Raw genomic sequence first — 17,949 nt, forward strand, 5'->3', positions numbered from 1 at the left:
GACGCTTCTCTATACCGCCGACGTCGACGGGCGGTTCGCTGCGGACTTCATTCGCACGTCACCCAACAGTCGACCCGAAATCAACGCTCCCAACCGGCGGGTTGCGAAGCGAGTGCTGATCGAGGACACCCAATTCGGCAAACCTGATACGACTGTCGGCGGTGCGTTGCGTCGATCCAGTGCCCGGAAAGCTGTATCCACCACCTGAGTTGCCGTCTGCATTCGCCCGACCGCAGCATCTTCGGAGCCGACGACGTCGAAGAACTCGGTTCGTGTCGGGCCGGGGCACACCGCCAATACGGTCAATCCGCTGCCGCGAGCTTCTGCCCAGAGTGCTTCGGTGAAGTTGAGTACAAAAGCCTTGGACGCGCCGTAGACGGCCATGCCAGGGGTCGGCTGGAACGACGCCGTGCTCGCGATGTTGACGAGCGCTCCACGTCCGCCCAGGAGATCGGGCAGGAAGGTGTGCGTCAGTTCGACCAGCGTGGCGATGTTGAGCTGAATTTCGGACGTGACGCGCTCGAGATCTTCGTCCACGAATGCTCCGTGTGTTCCGAATCCGGCGTTGTTGATCAGCGAGGTGACGGTGATGCCACGGTTTGTCAGCTCCTGGTGCAGTGTTGCGCCGACGCCGGGCGCCGCCAGGTCGGCAGGCAGAACTGTGACTGTGATGCCGTGGGCGACGCGGAGTTCGGTAGCGAGGGCTTCGAGGCGATCTGCCCGCCTGGCGACGAGAACCAGATTTGCACCGCGAGCGGCGAAGCGGTGAGCGAATTCCACTCCGAGCCCAGCGCTGGCTCCGGTGATGAGGACGGTGGTTCCGGTTACGTCGATGGCCATGGTGGCTCCTTCGGTTCGGGTGATCCCAAATGTAGGCACTGACACCATAGTTGTCAATGACAACATTTTGATATGGTGCCACCATGCCCGCCCACGAACAGCCGTACCACCACGGCAGCCTGCGACAGGAACTCCTGGCGTCGGCTGAAGCGACCCTCGAGCGAGATGGCGTCGACAAGTTGTCGCTGCGGCAGCTTGCGCGCGAGGCGGGCGTGAGTCACGCGGCCCCTGGCAAGCATTTTCGCGACCGTCAGGCTTTGCTCGACGCCTTGGCTGAAAGCGGATTCCATCGGATGACCGGTGCACTCGAGCGAGCAGTTTCGGAGGCGCCGCCGACCGCGAAAGCCCGGTTCTCCTCGCTCGCCAACGCCTATGTGGATTTTGCGCTCGAGCATCCGGGCCTGTTGTCTCTGATGTACAGCAACAAGCATGCACCCGGTGCGGCCGAGACTGTCGTGCACGCGGGGCACGCGACGATGGATCTGACCGTTCGGCTCGTATCGGAAGCGCAGGCTGCGGGTGACATTGCCGCCGGCGATCCGGAAAGTATTGCGCTGGTTGCCTTTGCGACGTTCCATGGCGTCGCGACGCTGGCCGCGGGCGGAATGTTGGGCGACGTGCCGGTCGGCGATGTGGTGAACGCGGCCTCGACGGTCTTCTGGGCGGGATTGTCTCGATCTGCCTGATGTGTGGGCGCGCGCGGAATCCCCAGAGTTCTCACAGAACCAACACAAGGGAGCCACAAGATTGCGGACTTACATGGGAGTCAAGAAGTTTGATTCCGAGTGGAGGTTTCGCAATGAGCGTTTCGGAGATCGCCCCGAACAGGGGAGTTGTACTTGTCACGGACATCGGATTCGAGCACGGTGCGCGTATCGCCACCGAGTTTCTCGACGCCGGTTGGAGCGTGGCGGCCACCGCGCGGACGGTGACAGAATTGGTGCGCGTCATGGCGGGAAAACCGACCCATCGCTTCTTTGCGATAGTCGCTGATCCGACGGATCGTTGGCAGGCCGATCGGATTCTCGATCGGGTGACGACGCGGTTCGGCGCAATCAATCGGGTCATCGATCCGGCCGGCGCGGTGAACTCGGCGTGGCTGCAACGCGGAAGTTTCGAAGCCGTTGCCTGAGAACCTGATCGACGTCAGCTCGGGGGACGCAGTGCAGCGAACTCGTCGGTGACTCGCAAGGTGGAGTCGGTGAAGCGGTACAGGGCCGGTGGGCGTCCGCCCGACTTGCCGGACGGTGCGGTGTTGCCGGTGGGAGTCAGTACGCCTCGGCGACCCAGTACGCGTTGCAAGTTGGTTGCGTCGACTTGGTAACCGAGCGCAGCGCAGTAGATTTCGCGCAGTGTCGACATCGCGAACTCTTCGGGAGCCAGCCCGAATGCGATGTTGGTGTAGGAGAGTTTTGCAGCCAGTCGATTACGCGCGTGCCGTACGACGGTTCCGTGGTCGAACGACATCTCCGGCAACTTCGAAACGGGGTGCCAGGCCGTGTCGGGTGGAAGTTGTGGGTCGGCGCTGAGGGGAACGAGTCCGAGGAAGGTCGACGCGATGCGGCGCGGGCCCGGCACTCGTTGTGGATCACTGAAGACGGAGAGTTGCTCGAGGTGGGCGACCTTTCGTAGGTCGACCTTCTCGGCGAGTAGTCGTCGAGCGGAGGTCGTCAGGTCCTCGTCGTCGCGCAAAGTGCCCCCGGGCAGTGACCATGTGCCTTTCTGTGGGTTGAGTGCGCGCTGCCACAGCAGCACGGCCAACTCTTCACGCCCTTGTGGGCAGTGATCGCCGTCACCTGCGGCGATGCTTGCGGGGAAGGTGCGAACTTGGAACACCGCTGCAAGCACTTCGTGGGTGGTGTTACTATTGGGCACGTTTTCGATCCTAAGTCGAAAACCTCGAATACGGAAATCCGGGCCAGCCCGTCCGGATTTGAACTGGGTGACGAGCCCGGGTTCACGGTGAAGGAGAACGCCATGACGACCACGACGTTATGGGAGGGATCGGCCTCGCAGATTCACGACGGCCCCGGCGGATACAACGGAGTCGAAGCGACCCCCGAGTGGGCCGCTGAGATCAAACGTCTGGCTCGCGAACGGGGCGCGACGATTCTTGCGCACAACTACCAGCTGCCTGCGATTCAGGACGTCGCCGATCATGTCGGCGACTCCCTGGCGCTTTCGCGAATCGCTGCCGAGGCGCCCGAGGACACGATTGTCTTCTGTGGTGTGCACTTCATGGCCGAGACCGCGAAGATCCTGTCGCCGTCCAAGACCGTGCTGATCCCGGACGAGCGTGCCGGCTGCTCTCTGGCCGACTCGATCAATGCCGAGCAGCTTCGTGAGTGGAAGGCCGACAACCCGAACGCTCTGGTGGTGTCGTACGTGAACACGACGGCAGAGGTGAAAGGTCTCACCGACATCTGCTGCACGTCGTCCAATGCCGTCGACGTGGTCAACTCGATTGATCCCGACCGGGAAGTTCTCTTCCTCCCGGACCAGTTCCTCGGAGCTCACGTCAAACGCGTCACAGGCCGCACCAACATGCAGATCTGGGCCGGTGAATGCCACGTCCACGCGGGTATCAACGGTGACGAGTTGACGGCGAAGTCCAAGGCTCACCCCGATGCCGAGCTTTTTGTGCACCCTGAATGCGGTTGCGCTACTTCGGCTCTGTACCTCGCCGGTGAAGGCGCGGTCCCCGCGGACAAGGTCAAGATCCTCTCCACCGGCGGAATGCTCGACGCTGCCCGCGTCACCAAGAGCAAGCAGGTTCTGGTCGCCACCGAGATCGGGATGCTGCACCAGTTGCGCAAGGCAGCGCCCGACGTCGATTTCCAGGCCGTCAACGACCGCGCGTCGTGCCCGTACATGAAGATGATCACGCCTGCCGCGTTGCTTCGCTGCCTTCTCGAGGGCAAGGACGAGGTCCACGTCGATCTCGAGATGGCCAAGCGTGCGCAGAAATCGGTGCAGCGCATGATCGAGATCGGTAATCCGGGCGGCGGCGAGTGACCAGCCCTGCCGGGCGTTTCGCCTGGGAGGCTCATGCCGACCTGGTCGTCGTGGGAGGCGGTGTCGCGGGCCTCACCGCTGCGCGCACCGCTTCTCTGCGGGGGCTGAAAGTACTCACGGTCAGCAAGGGTGGTCCGACGGACACCTCGACTCAGTACGCGCAGGGCGGCATCGCAGTCGTCGACGATCTGAATACGGATTCCGTCGAGTCGCACGTTGCGGATACGTGTGAGGCCGGCGTCGGCTTGTGCGACGAGGAAGCCGTCTATTCCATCGTCGAAGCTGGTCACGACGCAGTTGCGGCGCTGGCCGCGTTGGGCGCGGTCTTCGATCGCGGGCGAGACGGCGAGGTGTCGCGCACCCGCGAGGGTGGGCACAGCACGCGTCGGATCATCCATGCGGGCGGCGACGCCACGGGCGCGGAAGTGCAGCGGGCTCTCAACGCTGCCGGCCTCCCCGTTCTGTTCGGTGCAGCGGCAGTCCAGGTGGTGACCAACCGGCGCGGGGTGTGTGGACTCATTGTCTCCTCGCCGGAAGGGCTCGGAGTGATCCATGCGCCCGCGGTACTGCTCGCTACCGGTGGACTCGGTCAGCTGTATGCCTGCAGTACAAATCCGCCCGGCGCAACTGCCGACGGAATCGCGTTGGCGCTCGAAGCAGGTGCGGCAATTGCGGATCTGGAATTCGTTCAGTTCCATCCGACGGTCCTCTTCACTCCGGGTGGAGTAGGTCGCCGGCCCTTGATCAGTGAGGCGGTCCGCGGCGAAGGTGCGATTCTTGTCGACACCAACGGCGATTCGGTCACCGCAGGTGTTCATCCGCTGGGTGATCTCGCCCCGCGTGACGTGGTCTCGCGCGCAATCGCAGCACGCCTACGAGATCTCGGCACCGATCACGTCTACCTCGACGCCCGCAAGCTCGACGGCTTCGATTCGCGGTTCCCGACGATCACCGCATCCTGTCTCGAAGCGGGCATCGATCCACGCACCCAACTCATTCCGGTCGCTCCGGCCGCGCACTACTCGTGCGGTGGAGTCGCCACCGACGTCCATGGACGAACGGGAGTGCCTGGACTCTACGCAGCCGGCGAAGTGGCTCGCACGGGATTGCACGGCGCGAATCGTCTTGCGTCCAACAGCCTTCTCGAGGGTTTGGTGGTCGGGGAGCGTGCCGGAATCGCAGCTGCCGAGCGTCGCGAGGTTCATGCCGAAGTGGTCAACGTGGTGCGCAAGCCGATGCCGATCCTCCTACGAGAGACTGTGCAGTCCGTCATGACAGCACACGCGTCGGTGGTTCGCGACGGAGGCGGTCTCCTGACTGCGCGAGCCGCGCTTGCCGACGCCGATCAGACAGTGGCGGTGGCTGCTGGGGACCTCGAAGACGCGGCGCTCACACTGACCGCGACAGCGTTGGTCGATGTAGCCGTGGCACGAACCGAGAGCCGAGGCTGTCACACCCGCACCGACTATCCTGAAACAGATCCGAATCAGCGTCGCAGCACTCGGATCAAGATGAGTGCCGATGGAGCGCTCGAAATACTAGACATGTTGTTGACAGGAGTTCATTGATGACCGAGCAGAAGATCCTGCCCGCGCCGCTCGACCGTGACGAACTGCTCACGTTGGTCAGGCTCGCTCTGGACGAGGATCTGCGCTATGGCCCTGATATCACTTCTACCGCAACGGTTCCCGCCGATGCGGTCGCGAAGGCTTCGGTCGTCTCACGCTCCTCGGGTACTGTCGCCGGCATCGACGTCGGACTGCTTGTTCTCGACGAGGTGATCGGCGCGGGTAACTACGAGGTCGTTGATCGGGTGGCCGATGGAACTCGGGTTGCGCCAGGTCAATCGGTGCTCACCGTCGTCGCGCCCACCCGCGGCCTTCTCACGGCAGAGCGGACGATGCTCAACCTCGTCTGCCATCTCTCGGGAATCGCCACGGCGACGTCGCAGTGGGTCGACGCCATCGCCGGCACTCATGCCAAAGTGCGGGACAGCCGAAAGACACTGCCCGGACTGCGTTCTCTGCAGAAATATGCAGTCCACGTGGGCGGAGGCGTCAACCACCGCATGGGATTGGGTGACGCGGCGTTGATCAAGGACAACCACGTTGCCGCTGCCGGTTCGGTGGTCGCAGCACTTCGTGCGGTCCGTGAGCTCGCCCCGGACATCGAGTGCGAAGTCGAGGTCGACAACCTCACTCAGCTCGACCAGGTGCTGGCGGAGAACGTGGAACTTGTTCTGCTGGACAACTTCCCGCTGTGGCAGACGCAGATCGCGGTCCAACGCCGAGACGCTGTTGCCCCCGAAACCAAGCTCGAGTCATCCGGTGGTCTCACCATCGACGTTGCCGCAGAGTACGCCCGAACCGGCGTCGACTACCTCGCTGTAGGTGCCTTGACGCACTCGGTGACAGTGCTCGACCTCGGGCTCGACATGTAGGTGCCGCTATCGCTCGGCGTCCAGCAGTTGCGGGACGGCCGAGCGAAGCGCGCTTGTCACGGTTGCGACCGCCGGGTGAGCGTCGGAGCCGGCTCGGTGTGCGATCTTGGTCCTTCGTCGAATGGGCATCGGCGTCAGGCGCACTCCGAGTGGCGGATGGATGGCTCCGAGTTCCGGGACCAGTGAAACGCCCTGCCCTGCAGCGACGAGGGCGAGAACGGTGGCGAACTCGTCGATGTGGTGTCGCACTTTCGGGGTGAACCCGGCCGCTTGGCACGCGCGAATGGTCATTGCATGACAAGCAGTTCCGGGGATCGCAGTAATCCAGTGCTGCTCCACGCAGTCGGTCAGCGCGGTAATGGTGCTGTCGGGATCTGTAGCGGTGTCGTTCGACGCCAGATAGACCGATTCGCTGCACAGAGGCAACGCTGTCAGGCCCGGTTCGCTGGGACGAGGGACGAAGTCGTAGTCGTGAATCAACGCCAAGTCCAGATTCCCAGCTCGTAGGGCGTCGGCGACGTCCGCTGGGTCGATCTCCGAAACCATCGGTTCCAACCCGGGATGCTCGCGAGAGAGGGCGATCAATGCCGGCGGGAGGATCGCCCGTGCGGCAGTCGGGAACGTTCCGATGCGCAGCGGCCCCGCCAGTCCACGACGCGCGTCGACCAATTCGCCCGACGCCTGTTCCAGGCGTTGCAGAATGACTTCGGCATGACGTGCGAGGTTCTCACCGGCCGGCGTGAGGCGGACGCGACGGCCTGTTCGTTCCAGTAGCGGCACGCCGGCTTCACGTTCGAGGACGGCCAATTGCTGCGACACCGCGGAGGGACTGAACGACAGCGCCTCGGCAACGGCAACGATGGTTCCGCGCAGCGCTAGTTCGCGCAATAGCTTCAGTCGACGAACATCGAGCATCAGCTCAGCTTACGCTCGACGATGGAAATGCGAACTAGACCTACAAGGTCTGTTCGGTGAGGCTGAGTTCTATGACTACGACTCGAGTTGACCTGGCCGGAATCCATGTACCACTGATCACGCCTTTCAAGAGCGACGGTCGTATTGCAACCGACGCACTCGAACAGCTTGCGCACCAGGTCCTCTCCGAAGGTGCGGTCGGACTCGTTGCACTGGGGACTACAGCGGAAACCGCAACCCTCACCGAGCAGGAGAGAGTGACCGTTCTGGATATCTGTGCGAGCGTGTGCCGTGCGAGAGGTGCGACGTTGATCGTGGGCGCGGGTAGTAACGACACGGCGGGCAGTGCGCAGGCGCTCGGGAGGCTGACTCGGTGGCCTGACGTCTCGGCGGCCTTGGTGCCGGTTCCCTCCTTCACGAGGCCGTCGAAAGCCGGTGTGGTGGCGCATTTCGCGCATCTGCAGTCGTCGAGCCCCGTGCCGCTGATCGTCTATCACGTGCCGTACCGAACTGCGTGCGATCTGGACAGCGGCACTTTGCGGGAGCTGGGTGCTTTGCCCGGGGTTGTTGGTGTGAAGTATGCAGCGGGCGGTATCGACGCAGCTGCCGTCGAACTCTTCGCGGATCTTCCGGACGACTTCGCCGTATTGGCGGGGGATGATCTGTTTCTCGCGCCGCTTCTGGCCTTGGGGGCGTCAGGCGGAATCTTGGCGTCCGCTCATCTGTCGACCGCCGAGTTCGTGCGCCTGGTGAAGGCTTGGGACAGTGGAGATGTGGACAGTGTTCGCGATCTTGGGCGACGGTTGTCGACGCTGTCAGGAGCTCTCTTTTCCGAATCGAACCCGACTGTCATCAAGGGCGTGTTGCATGCATTGGGGCAGATTCCGACTCCCCATGTGCGACTGCCGTTGCTACCTGCGAGTGACGAATCGGTAGCGCGGGCGCTCGAGGTCTACCACTCTTGACTCGAACGGGTGTTCGAGTATGATTTGGGGAGGGGATCGGGGGATTCAATGAGTGTTCTGTTGTCGGACGTGGTGTCTGGTTCTGCGGTGGGGTTGCGCGGACGTCTGTGGCGGTTGTCTGCTGCGGAGTTACGTGCGGCTGCGGTGTCGGCGAGTGCGGAGATTCTGCGGCTCGAGGCTGTTCGGGTGGCGGTGGTGGACGAGTTGTCGTTGCGCCCGGATGATCAGGTGATCGCGAGCCGCGGGGTGGGTTGCTGGTTGGCGGCGAAGACGATGCTGCAGGTTCGGGACGGGAAGAAGATCGCCGCCCTGGGTGCGGCGCTGCGGCCTTTTCCGGCGGTGGCTGCCCGGTTCGATGTCGGGGATTGCTCGTTCGAGCATGCCGTGTTGATCGTGGCGTTCTGCGAATCACCGCCGAAGGGCATGCCGGAGGAGGCGCTCCCTCGCTGTATCGATTTGTTGTTGGCTGCTGCGTCGGGGGTGGAGGCGACGACCACGAAGGTGCGGAGTGTTATCGCGACCTTGGAGCGAGTGTTCGAATCGGATGAGATTCCGCCTGCCGAGGATGTGGATCGGAATGAGTTGCGGATCGCGTCGACGTTGAACGGTCGGGTGGTGGTGCGCGGCGATTTCGATGCCCTCACCGGGGAAATGTTGTTGTCGGCGTTGTCGAATCTGACGATGCCGACCCCGGCACCCGATGGAACCCCGGATTCTCGGTCGGCAGCGAAGAGGACGGCGGATGGGTTCACCGAACTGATTCGCCGGTATTTGGATTGCGCGAAGACCGGTGTCGATGGTGGGCAGCGGCCGCATGTGAACGTGCACATCAATGCTCGTGATTTGGCGGAGCATCGTGACTGCGCCGCCGCGCCCGCTGCTCCTGATGGTGGTGGAGTGGCTGTGGCTGTGTCGGATCTTGATGTCGGGCACATGCCCTGGCTGGGGCCGCTGTCGGTGTCGCAGAGCAGACTCCTCGGATGTGATTGTTTCCTCTCGACTGTTCTGCTCGACGGTCACGGCGTGCCGTTGGATGCGAGACCCGGAAAGCGATTGGTGTCCGCGGAGCAGCGAGTGGCGTTGATCGCCCGGGACAAGGGTTGCGCGTTCCCGGGCTGCGCGTGCGTGCCTGCGTGGACGGATGCGCATCATATTCGGCACTGGGCGAACGGTGGCCCGACGGTGATGAACAACCTTGTCCTGCTGTGCCGTTCACATCACCGGCTGATGCACCGGAAATCCGGTTTCGTCGGGAAATGGGAGATTCGGATCGGCGCCGACAACAAACCGTGGTTCATCCCGCCGCCCTCGATCGACCCGCAGCAGCATCCGCGGCCGGCCAACACCACATTCAAAACCTGACTGAGTGGTGAGACCCGTTCAGATACACAACTTCACGTCGATAGGCTTCAACTCGGAGATACATCCGGGTTGGGGCCTGGAGGCCGTGTTGTTGTGAACGGCTGCAGATATGGGGGAGGTCATATGGTTGTGGACGTTGTGCAAGCGGTCGAGACCGATGGGCCGGAGATTCTGGCGCTGCGGCACGCGGCAGAAGACTGGTTGGCAGAACGCGGAATCATCCAGTGGCGCCCACGCGAAGTGTCTGTCGAGCAGGTCGGGGAGCAGATTTCGAGAGGGGAGTTCTTTGTTGCGCGAGACCGGGCGCAGTCAAGGATTGTCGGCGCCCTGCGGTTGATCTGGTCAGATCCCGTGGTCTGGCCCGATTCGAACGAGCCTGCCGGCTACGTGCACGGATTGGTTATCGATCGAGAATTTTCGGGCACCTCGTTGGGCGAACGCTTACTCGTCTGGGCCCATCGACGGTCCGCGGAGGAGGGCGCGCAGTACTTGCGGCTCGATTGTGTCGAAACGAACGTGCGGTTGCGCCGCTATTACCGAGACGCGGGTTTCGCCGAGGTAGGGCGTCGTGACTTCGGAGATGTTGTCGACAACGGTTGGTTCAGCGTCGTGCTGTTCGAGCGCTCCCTGGCCTGATTCATTCACAGCAACTTTCCAGCCGGCTCCCAGTGCCGCCGGGGTTGAAAGCGCGATCGTTGGCAGGACAGTAACTCGTGAAGGGACTTCCTGATGACCGCCGTTCTGCATCCGGCCCCGCCTCAGCGGCCGGCACCAACTGCCCATCGAGCCGAGCCCTCGCCGTCGTGGTTCCGCACTCGCCGTACCGGATTGGCGCTGACGATCCTGTTGGCAGCAACGGCGGTCTTGTATTTGTGGAATCTGACCGCGAGTGGCTATGCCAACACCTTCTACGCTGCGGCGGCGCAGGCCGGCTCCCAGAATTGGAAAGCGTGGTTCTTCGGCTCCCTCGATACCTCGAATTTCATCACTGTCGACAAACCGCCCGCTTCATTGTGGGTCATGGGTCTGTCCGGACGAATCTTCGGATTTTCGAGTGCCAGCCTTCTTGTTCCGCAGGCGTTGATGGGCGTCGGATCGGTTGCGCTCGTGTATGCGGCCGTCAAACGAGTGGCGACCCCGGCTGCGGGTCTTGTGGCGGGAGCTGTGTTGGCAGCTACGCCCGCTGCCGCCCTGATGTTCAAGTTCGACAATCCTGATGCATTGCTTGTCCTGCTCATGACTCTCGCCGGCTACTTCGTGATTCGCGCCATGTGCACGGCGGTGGGTCGACGAGCCGCAATGTGGGTGGCGCTCGCAGGAGTCGCGCTGGGCTTCGCTTTTCTCACCAAGATGTTGCAAGGGCTGATGGTGTTGCCTGCATTTGGTGCCGCGTATTTGACGGCCGGACAGGTGCGCTTGCGGACTCGCCTGTTCCACCTGGTGATCGGTGCTGCGTCCGTTGTCATATCGGCTGGGTGGTGGGTGTTGGCAGTGTGGCTGTGGCCCGCTGATTCTCGCCCGTACATCGGCGGATCGACCAACAACAGCGTCATGGACTTGGTACTGGGATACAACGGATTGGGTCGACTTTTCGGGAACACCGGTGGCGGAATGTCCGGTGGTAGTAGTGGAATGGCCGGTGGCAGTGCAGGTTCCAGCTTTGGGGGAAGTGCCGGACTCGATCGGCTGTTCGGCAGCGAGATGGGTATCCAGATTTCCTGGCTGATTCCTGCGGCACTGATCGCGTTGGTGTTCGGACTCCTCGCCCGTGGGCGGGCACCGCGCACAGATCTTCTCCGTGCGTCGTTGATCCTGTGGGGTGGTTGGTTTCTCGTTACCGGCCTGATCTTCAGCTACATGTCCGGAACGATCCACCCCTATTACACAGTTGCGCTGGCGCCTGCTGTTGCGGGGATGATCGGCGTCGGTGGATACGCCCTGTGGTTGGTGCGTGCCCGCTGGATCGGACGCTGCGGCTTGGCAACGATGATGCTGGCCGCAGGAATTTGGAGCTGGGTGTTGTTGCACCGCAATGCCGAATGGCTGCCGATGCTGAAGTGGATTCTGTTGGCGGGCACTGTCGTCGGCGCGATCCTGGTTCTGGTGGGAGCCAAGGGTCGATTTCGCAAGCTCGCTGTCGCCGGATTGATCATCGGTTCGTTGGCAGGGATAACCGGTTCGGCGTCTTACGCGATTGCCACTGCCGCAACAGCGCATGGTGGGTCCATCCCGACGGCAGGACCAACCGGCGCCGTGTCCGACTCCGGAATGGGCGGGGGAGGAGGCATGGGTGGGGACCAAGGGCAGGGAGACGATGAGGCTCTGCCGAACTCTGATGACGCCAGCAGAAATCCGATGGCGAGTGGGCCAGGAACAACGAGTGGGCCAGGAACAAGCAGTGGTAGCGAAAGTACTTCCGAGTTGACGGCAATGTTGGTCAATGCGGGCACCACGTGGTCGGCCGCGACCAACGGCTCGCAAAGCGCAGCAACCTACGAGTTGGCCAGCGATACTGCGGTGATGGCGATCGGCGGTTGGAGTTCTGATCCCGCACCGACGCTGGACCAGTTCATCGAGTACGTGGCAGACGGCGAGGTCCACTACTACATCGCCAGTGGCCAGGGCGGAAGCCCGAAAGATGGCCAAGGCGGGGACAGTACGTCGAATGCTATTGAGGAATGGGTCGAAGCGAATTTCACGTCGACAACGGTGGGAAATTCTACGATCTACGACCTCAGCGGGTATGTCGGATAGCGACGTAGTTGTTGTCATAGGCAATGATCGAGAAATGTCTGGGCGCACCGCACACGAGTCGAACCGTCGCCGCGAGCAATGGACCTGGCGCGACGGGCTGGTGATCGTCTCGATCGTCGCATTGGGAACTGTTGTCGCGGCGGTGACGAACGAAGACACGGGCACGTCGATTCCTGGCTGCGATTCGGTGGCATCGCCGGGTCCGCCGGTGCGTATCAACTACGGTTTTACCGGTGAGCCCGGTTATGACGACCCGGACTATCCATGGTTCTCGGGACCGAAGGCCACCGCCATGAGCGACGCACTACTCGAATCGTTGCCTTCCGATGTCGACGTTGCATTTGCGAGTCCATCGAAATCGCTCGAGTTTGCGCCGATCCAGAATTACCGGGGCGTTTCGTTTCCCGACGGGGTCGACCCGATCGAGTTCAGCGGTTCGACGTCGGCGAAGGGAACCTTGACTCGCGTCGGGCGGACTGCGGATATCTCGGTTCAGGTTCGTGCATGGGATCAGCCGGTGCCACCGTGCCTGGATGGGCTGGTGGATCGGCGGGAGTATCTCGCGAACGGAACGGTACTCGACATCTCAGATTTCGAGGACAGAGCAGATTTCGAAGACAAAGACGGTTCGGAAGTCGGGGGCGAGCGCGGTGTAGTCGCGTATCTCGGTGACGGATCCAGAGTTGTTGCGAGCATCGACACGTCGACCGACACTTCGACGGATAGTGGTCCGCTTTTGACGATGGACGAACTGATCGCGGTCGCGACAGCGCCCGGGCTCGCTGTGACTGAGCCGGTCCCAGACTCGACGCCGCCACCGATGGCATCCTGCTACACCGATTCCGTGAATGCCGGTCCACCTGCGACGCGCATGGATATCGACCGACTGAATCAGTTGCTCGATGCACGTTGGAAGGATCTCGGCGCAGAAGAGGTCACTTTGGAACGCCCGCTCGGTTCGCTGGTTCCGGATGACTACGGACGGGGAGGGGCGTGCGAACGAATCGTCGTCTCGACATCGGACGGCCGCGGTGATGTCGAGATATCGATTGGTACGGCCGTCCCGGAACCAGGCGCGATCCTGACGTTGCCCAACGCCACCACGGTGACTCGCCTGGTCGATCCCGATGGCTCGGGCGATGACACGGTCCGGGTTGTTCACCCCTCCGGCGAAACAGTAGTGGTGACCCAGTTCGTGACATCGGCTGGCTCCACATCGGCGTCGCCTTTGACGATCGAACAGCTCGAGTTCATCGCAACTACACCAGGATTGTTGATTTCGCGGTAGTAGTGGACGCGTCTCGGTTACCGTGTCGCGAATGGCAGGGGAAATTGGTCGGTGGCGTCTGTTGATTTGCGTAGTAGGCATGGCTTCCTCGATCGGACTCGTGGGATGCACAGTCGATCTGGAGCAATCGTCACCCTCGCGGCGACACCATCCGGTGGTCTTTCTGCAGGTTCAGAGTGCCCAGGAGACCCCATTGTGGAGGCGGCATTGGCTGACGCACTGCGCTCACGAGCATCCGAGTTACCTACTGGATTGACAGTCGGCGGCGGATCGTTTGATAGTGAATCGCGAAATGTCCGCCTCGATCTGTGCGTCGTGGATACCGACCCGCGCGACTCGGCTTCGTTGACCGCCCGGGCCATTCAGGCTTCGCCTCTTGGTGATTCGGTGAGCTCGATGGTCGTCCAAGTCCGCGAGCCGAATGGGTCGGCGACGACGGTGACGTGTGCCGACTTCACAGCGCACGACTTCTCGGGCGACCCTGCGGCGACGCGGAATGCGTGGGTGTAGGCATCAGCTGGCAGAATCGGAAGTCAATGTTCTTGTTGTCGAGTGACGTCGGAGGCTCAACGAATGGGCGATGCCAGCCCTGCTCGCGGTGACGACTTCTCCACGTGGTTCATTGACCAGTTCTCCGTGTACTGGCAGTCCGGTGGTGGAGCTCGCATCGAGGGACGCATTGCGGGCTATTTGTTGATCAGCGAGTCGCCAGGGGTCAGTGCCGAAGAGTTGGCGCAGGCACTGGGAGCCAGTCGCGGATCGGTGTCGACTTACATTCGCCGGTTGATCGACCGGGGGTTCGTCAAGCTCACGCGTAAGCCTCGGGATCGGACTCACTACTACGTCATGGATTCCGACGTGTGGGGCGGATTCCTCGAAACAGAGCATGTGTATCTCGAGAATCAACGCAAACTCGCGACTGAAGCACTGCAGTACGCAAATCCCAACGGCCCCGCCTACATTCGTGTCCTCAACATGCGCGATTACATGGGGTGGATCATCGACAATCGAATGTTGAGTAGCGAGTGGATGCGATTCAAAGCCCAACGCGACGGCAAGAAGCCCGCATCCGAATAGGACGCGGGCTTCTCGATCGCACGATGCTGATCTACATCATTCGTTCAGCTTCGCGATTGCCTCGTCGATCATCGGCACGTAGCGCTCGAGCGACCAGGGCACGGTCAGCGGGTTGATCATCGAGGAACCGGTGACGAAGGGCTGCTCGGTCGGAGCGATGACAGTTCCCCGAGTCACAGCGGGGATGGCCTGGTAGGCCGGCTGCGCTTCGATCTCGGCCCGATTGGCCGGGTCCGAGTAGAAGGTGAAGAGCAGGTCGGACTTGTCGAGGAGGTTTGCGTTCTCGAGGCCGATGACGGCGGAGTCTGTTCCTTCAGATTCCGTCAAGGTGTAGACGACGGGATCCACCTGCAAGCCGAGTGCGCGGACCATGGCCACGCGCTGCTCTTCGGCGAAGAAGACGCCGAGGGTTCCTGGGCCCGTGTTGTAGATGAAGGAGAAGCTGACGTCGGCGTAGTTCGGATGTGCTGCAGTCGATTCCGCGAACTGCGACTTGATCTTGTCGATTTCGGCTGTCGCCTTCTCGGATTCGCCCATGGCTTTGCCGATGACGTCGATCTGGTCTTCCCACGTGATGGTCCACGGACTCTCGGCGTAGGCGACGGTCGGCGCGAACGCGTTCAGTGAGTCGAACTGCTGCTGTGTGATGCCGGACCAGGGGGCGAGGATCAGGTCGGGTTCGAGAGCGATGATCGCTTCGATGTTGAGATCGGTTCCGCCGGTGAACTGCTCTGGCAGTTCGCCACCTTGCTTAGTGACCGCTTCGTGGACCCACGGCAGATATCCGGTGTCGTCGCTGCCCCATGCGTACTTTTCGACGCCGACGGGGATCGTGCCGAGCGCGATCACGGTCTCCGCCGACCCCATGCCGAGGGTCACGATCCGCTCAGGCTTTTCGGTGATGACGGCTTTTCCGAGCGCACTTTCGATAGTGACGGTTTCGAAGTCGCTGCTGCTTGATTCGGTTGCGGTGTCGTTGTTACTGCATCCGCCGATTACCAGGGCGGCAATGACCAATCCACTCAGCGCCACAGTTCGGCGAAGTGAGCACACACGGGCGTATCGCATGGGGAACCTTCCGTTGTCGATGCGCCGAGGAGTGAGACTCCGACGGATCGCAGCCGACGGCCGGTTCCAGGCGCGTCAGGAAGCATAGGCTAGCCTTCATCAAAGTTTCAAATCTGTTGAAAGTTCACTAGCCCGGCAAACGACGACATGCCAGGGGCCTCGTCGACGTTTGCCGGTCAGGCTCAGCAGCTAGGAACGTCGACGGTAATCTTCGGGTCGTCGACAAGCGGCTGGACCGGTACGCGAGCTTCGCCCTCGGCTGTGGGCTCGGTCAGATCGAACTTCAGCTCAACGGTCTTCCCTCGCGGAATGACGGCCCTTGTCATGAATGCCGGGTGACCCTGTTCGGTTCCGTTGACGGCAAACGAAATCTGCCCGCCCACGGAGACGGCGTCGAGTTTGGCGCCGGCTGTCGCCAGTAGGGTGACGGCAGCCACATTGGTGCCATTGGGCAGTCGTCCGGGGTTGTCGACGATCCCGCTGACATATTCGGTCAGTTCGGTGTCAGGTGCGTCGTTGGTCAGTCGAACAGTGACGGTTGTCTTTCGGGTGTCGCCCGTGCAGGGTTTGGCCGTGTAGTCGATTTCTCGTGTGAGGTAGTAATCGAGCTTGTTGCCGGCTTGGTTGTTGATCACCACACCGGCATACGGCGCAGCATCATCGGGAATCGCATGCCCGAGGACGGTGTCGGCAAGAACCGATTGTTCGTCGGGGTGAGAGCTCCACACTGCGATTCTGCCCTCGCTGACACCTCTGCCCAGAGCCTCCAGTAATGCGCTCGGCGACTTGATGTTCCCGGTCATCTTCGCCACGACACGGGCCGCGATTGTCTGCAGATACTGCTTTCGTGCCTTGTTGTCGGAGGGAAAGCGTGCGTACGCGGTCGACTCGGTCAACTCAACGACGTTGTCGGCCGTCACCGACTCTCCGTCCGGCATCTCTACTGGTCCCACCGCCTCGAGGAGGTAACTCAGTGCTATCGGATCGGTCGCTATTGCACCGTCGACCATCTCACCCCCGGACTCCTGTGACCACAGGGACTGCCAGATCTGCGCTGCGTAGGGAAAGTGTGAGCTGAGGTTGCTGTTGCGAAAATCGGTGGTCGGTCGACTGTTTCCGTACAGCTGATTGAAGTCAGGACCAAGGTCTATCGGTTGATTGTCCAGTGTTAGTTCGGAGTTGGGGGAGAGCGTGTCCACCCGAGCGGCGCCGTTGTCGACTCGGACGATGCCGTATCCACCCAATAGACCGCCGGTTCCTCGGGCTTCGGCATTGGTCTGGAAACCAATGAAGTAATTCCGCGGTCCGTCGGTGCCGAGCATCGCCGGTGCGATACGCGCCGCGGTGGCGGTGTTCGTCAGGAGGGTAGCCAGTTCGCTTGTCTGCGACTGCAATTCTGCTCTGGCATCGTTAACTCGGCCCAGGTACTTTGATTCGCGAACTTCCTGTGCCTGCGACGACAGCAATTCCGCGGCGATAGCTGTTTCGTCCAATTTCGGTTCCGCTTCGCGTAACGGTGCGAGTGCCAAGCGTCCACCAGGCTGCACCAATTCCGTTGGTGCGAGTGAAGTTCCGACAGTGACAGCGGGACCGAGAACGTCACGCGTGAGTCCCTGAACGACCTCGGTCATCTGACGCGTCGTGTCGAAGGGCGACCCGATGACCGGAATTGCGGCGGCGATGTTCCAGGGGAGTGAATGGGTGTTGTCGTACGCTGCCGATGCGTTTCGATCGGCTTCCGCCGCGGCGGACTCTGCGACCCCGGTATCCCCGGCCAGAAGTGCACTCTTCGCCGATTGTGCATGGTCGCGAGCTGCTTCAAGGTTGTCTTTCGCCTCGTATGCCGTGTACCCGAGCCAGGCCACGAAACCGCCCACGACCAGTGCCGTTCCCGTGATTGCGAGTACAGTTCGACGGCCTCCCGGCAGGGTGACCGTCCTCTTCGGTTCGCGCTCCGGGCCCCTCGGTGGGATGGTGTTGGAGCCGCTCGGTTCAGCCCCGGAATCGTCGTCGGACTTTGGTCCCACCGTGTCGTTGTTCATCCGCTGAAGCTCCTGACGTTTGAGTGCGTGAAAGCTGCGTCGACATGTCTAGCAGTGTTGGCCCAGTGGTGAAAACTTAGACGAGACAGTAGGGTTCGGTTCGGCCGTTCGTGGTGTTCGCTCCCATGGATTCACGTGATCAGCCATCGAATGTTCGTGAAAAACAAGGCTGGTGAAATGTGA

The 17,949-nt window shown here is 62.0% G+C and carries 16 protein-coding genes; 11 read left to right on the plus strand and 5 right to left on the minus strand.

Annotated elements, in window-relative coordinates; genetic code table 11:
- Positions 1 to 9: 9 nt before the first annotated feature.
- The gene (locus tag R4P70_RS28240) at positions 10 to 840 is read right to left on the minus strand and encodes an SDR family NAD(P)-dependent oxidoreductase (RefSeq protein ID WP_019748810.1); all 831 of its coding nucleotides are present in this window, start codon (positions 838 to 840) and stop codon (positions 10 to 12) included.
- Positions 841 to 923: 83 nt separating this feature from the next.
- Between R4P70_RS28240 and R4P70_RS28245 the strand changes: the two genes are divergently transcribed.
- Complete coding sequence (locus R4P70_RS28245; RefSeq protein ID WP_317832902.1) at positions 924 to 1,526, plus strand: TetR/AcrR family transcriptional regulator; 603 nt, start codon at positions 924 to 926, stop codon at positions 1,524 to 1,526.
- 113 nt (positions 1,527 to 1,639) lie between these two features.
- Positions 1,640 to 1,972 (plus strand): SDR family NAD(P)-dependent oxidoreductase, encoded by a 333-nt coding sequence (locus tag R4P70_RS28250; RefSeq protein WP_019748808.1) that lies wholly within the window; start codon positions 1,640 to 1,642, stop codon positions 1,970 to 1,972.
- A 14-nt stretch (positions 1,973 to 1,986) separates the two neighbouring features.
- On the opposite strand, the gene R4P70_RS28255 is transcribed toward R4P70_RS28250, so the two are convergent.
- Positions 1,987 to 2,715: an NUDIX hydrolase gene (locus tag R4P70_RS28255; RefSeq protein ID WP_007733069.1), complete on the minus strand. Its 729-nt coding sequence runs from the start codon at positions 2,713 to 2,715 to the stop codon at positions 1,987 to 1,989.
- A gap of 102 nt (positions 2,716 to 2,817) precedes the next feature.
- Between R4P70_RS28255 and nadA the strand changes: the two genes are divergently transcribed.
- Genes nadA through nadC form a run of 3 tightly spaced genes read left to right on the plus strand, consistent with a single transcriptional unit; the run spans position 2,818 to position 6,295 of the window.
- Positions 2,818 to 3,855 (plus strand): quinolinate synthase NadA, encoded by a 1,038-nt coding sequence (gene nadA / locus R4P70_RS28260; RefSeq protein ID WP_020908027.1) that lies wholly within the window; start codon positions 2,818 to 2,820, stop codon positions 3,853 to 3,855.
- Positions 3,852 to 5,423 (plus strand): L-aspartate oxidase, encoded by a 1,572-nt coding sequence (locus tag R4P70_RS28265; protein WP_317832905.1) that lies wholly within the window; start codon positions 3,852 to 3,854, stop codon positions 5,421 to 5,423. The genes nadA and R4P70_RS28265 overlap by 4 nt, the downstream gene beginning before the upstream one ends.
- Complete coding sequence (gene nadC, locus R4P70_RS28270) at positions 5,423 to 6,295, plus strand: carboxylating nicotinate-nucleotide diphosphorylase (protein ID WP_003941805.1); 873 nt, start codon at positions 5,423 to 5,425, stop codon at positions 6,293 to 6,295. Before R4P70_RS28265 ends, nadC begins: the two co-directional genes overlap by 1 nt.
- Positions 6,296 to 6,301: 6 nt before the next feature.
- Here the strand turns inward: nadC and R4P70_RS28275 are convergent, their stop codons facing one another.
- Entirely contained in the window at positions 6,302 to 7,210 is a 909-nt protein-coding gene (locus R4P70_RS28275; protein WP_172932058.1) for a LysR family transcriptional regulator, read from the minus strand.
- Positions 7,211 to 7,281: 71 nt separating this feature from the next.
- Between R4P70_RS28275 and R4P70_RS28280 the strand changes: the two genes are divergently transcribed.
- The 6 genes from R4P70_RS28280 to R4P70_RS28305 all read left to right on the plus strand — a co-directional run bounded on the left by R4P70_RS28280 (position 7,282) and on the right by R4P70_RS28305 (position 14,656).
- The gene (locus tag R4P70_RS28280) at positions 7,282 to 8,175 is read left to right on the plus strand and encodes a dihydrodipicolinate synthase family protein (protein ID WP_020908024.1); all 894 of its coding nucleotides are present in this window, start codon (positions 7,282 to 7,284) and stop codon (positions 8,173 to 8,175) included.
- Positions 8,176 to 8,223: 48 nt separating this feature from the next.
- Positions 8,224 to 9,537 carry an HNH endonuclease signature motif containing protein gene (locus R4P70_RS28285; protein WP_317832909.1) on the plus strand — a complete coding sequence of 438 codons (1,314 nt, stop codon included), beginning with the start codon at positions 8,224 to 8,226 and terminating at the stop codon, positions 9,535 to 9,537.
- A gap of 123 nt (positions 9,538 to 9,660) precedes the next feature.
- The gene (locus R4P70_RS28290; RefSeq protein WP_021344514.1) at positions 9,661 to 10,173 is read left to right on the plus strand and encodes a GNAT family N-acetyltransferase; all 513 of its coding nucleotides are present in this window, start codon (positions 9,661 to 9,663) and stop codon (positions 10,171 to 10,173) included.
- Positions 10,174 to 10,266: 93 nt separating this feature from the next.
- Positions 10,267 to 12,291, plus strand: a complete 2,025-nt coding sequence (locus R4P70_RS28295) for an ArnT family glycosyltransferase (protein ID WP_317832912.1) — start codon at positions 10,267 to 10,269, stop codon at positions 12,289 to 12,291.
- 34 nt (positions 12,292 to 12,325) lie between these two features.
- The gene (locus R4P70_RS28300) at positions 12,326 to 13,579 is read left to right on the plus strand and encodes a hypothetical protein (RefSeq protein ID WP_317832914.1); all 1,254 of its coding nucleotides are present in this window, start codon (positions 12,326 to 12,328) and stop codon (positions 13,577 to 13,579) included.
- 573 nt (positions 13,580 to 14,152) lie between these two features.
- Positions 14,153 to 14,656 carry a GbsR/MarR family transcriptional regulator gene (locus tag R4P70_RS28305; protein ID WP_020908019.1) on the plus strand — a complete coding sequence of 168 codons (504 nt, stop codon included), beginning with the start codon at positions 14,153 to 14,155 and terminating at the stop codon, positions 14,654 to 14,656.
- Between the two features lie 36 nt (positions 14,657 to 14,692).
- Here the strand turns inward: R4P70_RS28305 and R4P70_RS28310 are convergent, their stop codons facing one another.
- Together R4P70_RS28310 and R4P70_RS28315 are read right to left on the minus strand one after the other, a co-directional pair.
- Entirely contained in the window at positions 14,693 to 15,724 is a 1,032-nt protein-coding gene (locus tag R4P70_RS28310) for an iron-siderophore ABC transporter substrate-binding protein (RefSeq protein WP_020908018.1), read from the minus strand.
- Between the two features lie 182 nt (positions 15,725 to 15,906).
- Positions 15,907 to 17,766: a DUF4012 domain-containing protein gene (locus R4P70_RS28315; protein ID WP_134999820.1), complete on the minus strand. Its 1,860-nt coding sequence runs from the start codon at positions 17,764 to 17,766 to the stop codon at positions 15,907 to 15,909.
- Between the last annotated feature and the right edge of the window lie 183 nt (positions 17,767 to 17,949).

Origin of the sequence: Rhodococcus sp. IEGM 1241, assembly GCF_033142365.1 — a bacterium.
In the GTDB taxonomy this organism is placed as follows: Bacteria; Actinomycetota; Actinomycetes; order Mycobacteriales; family Mycobacteriaceae; genus Rhodococcus_F; species Rhodococcus_F erythropolis.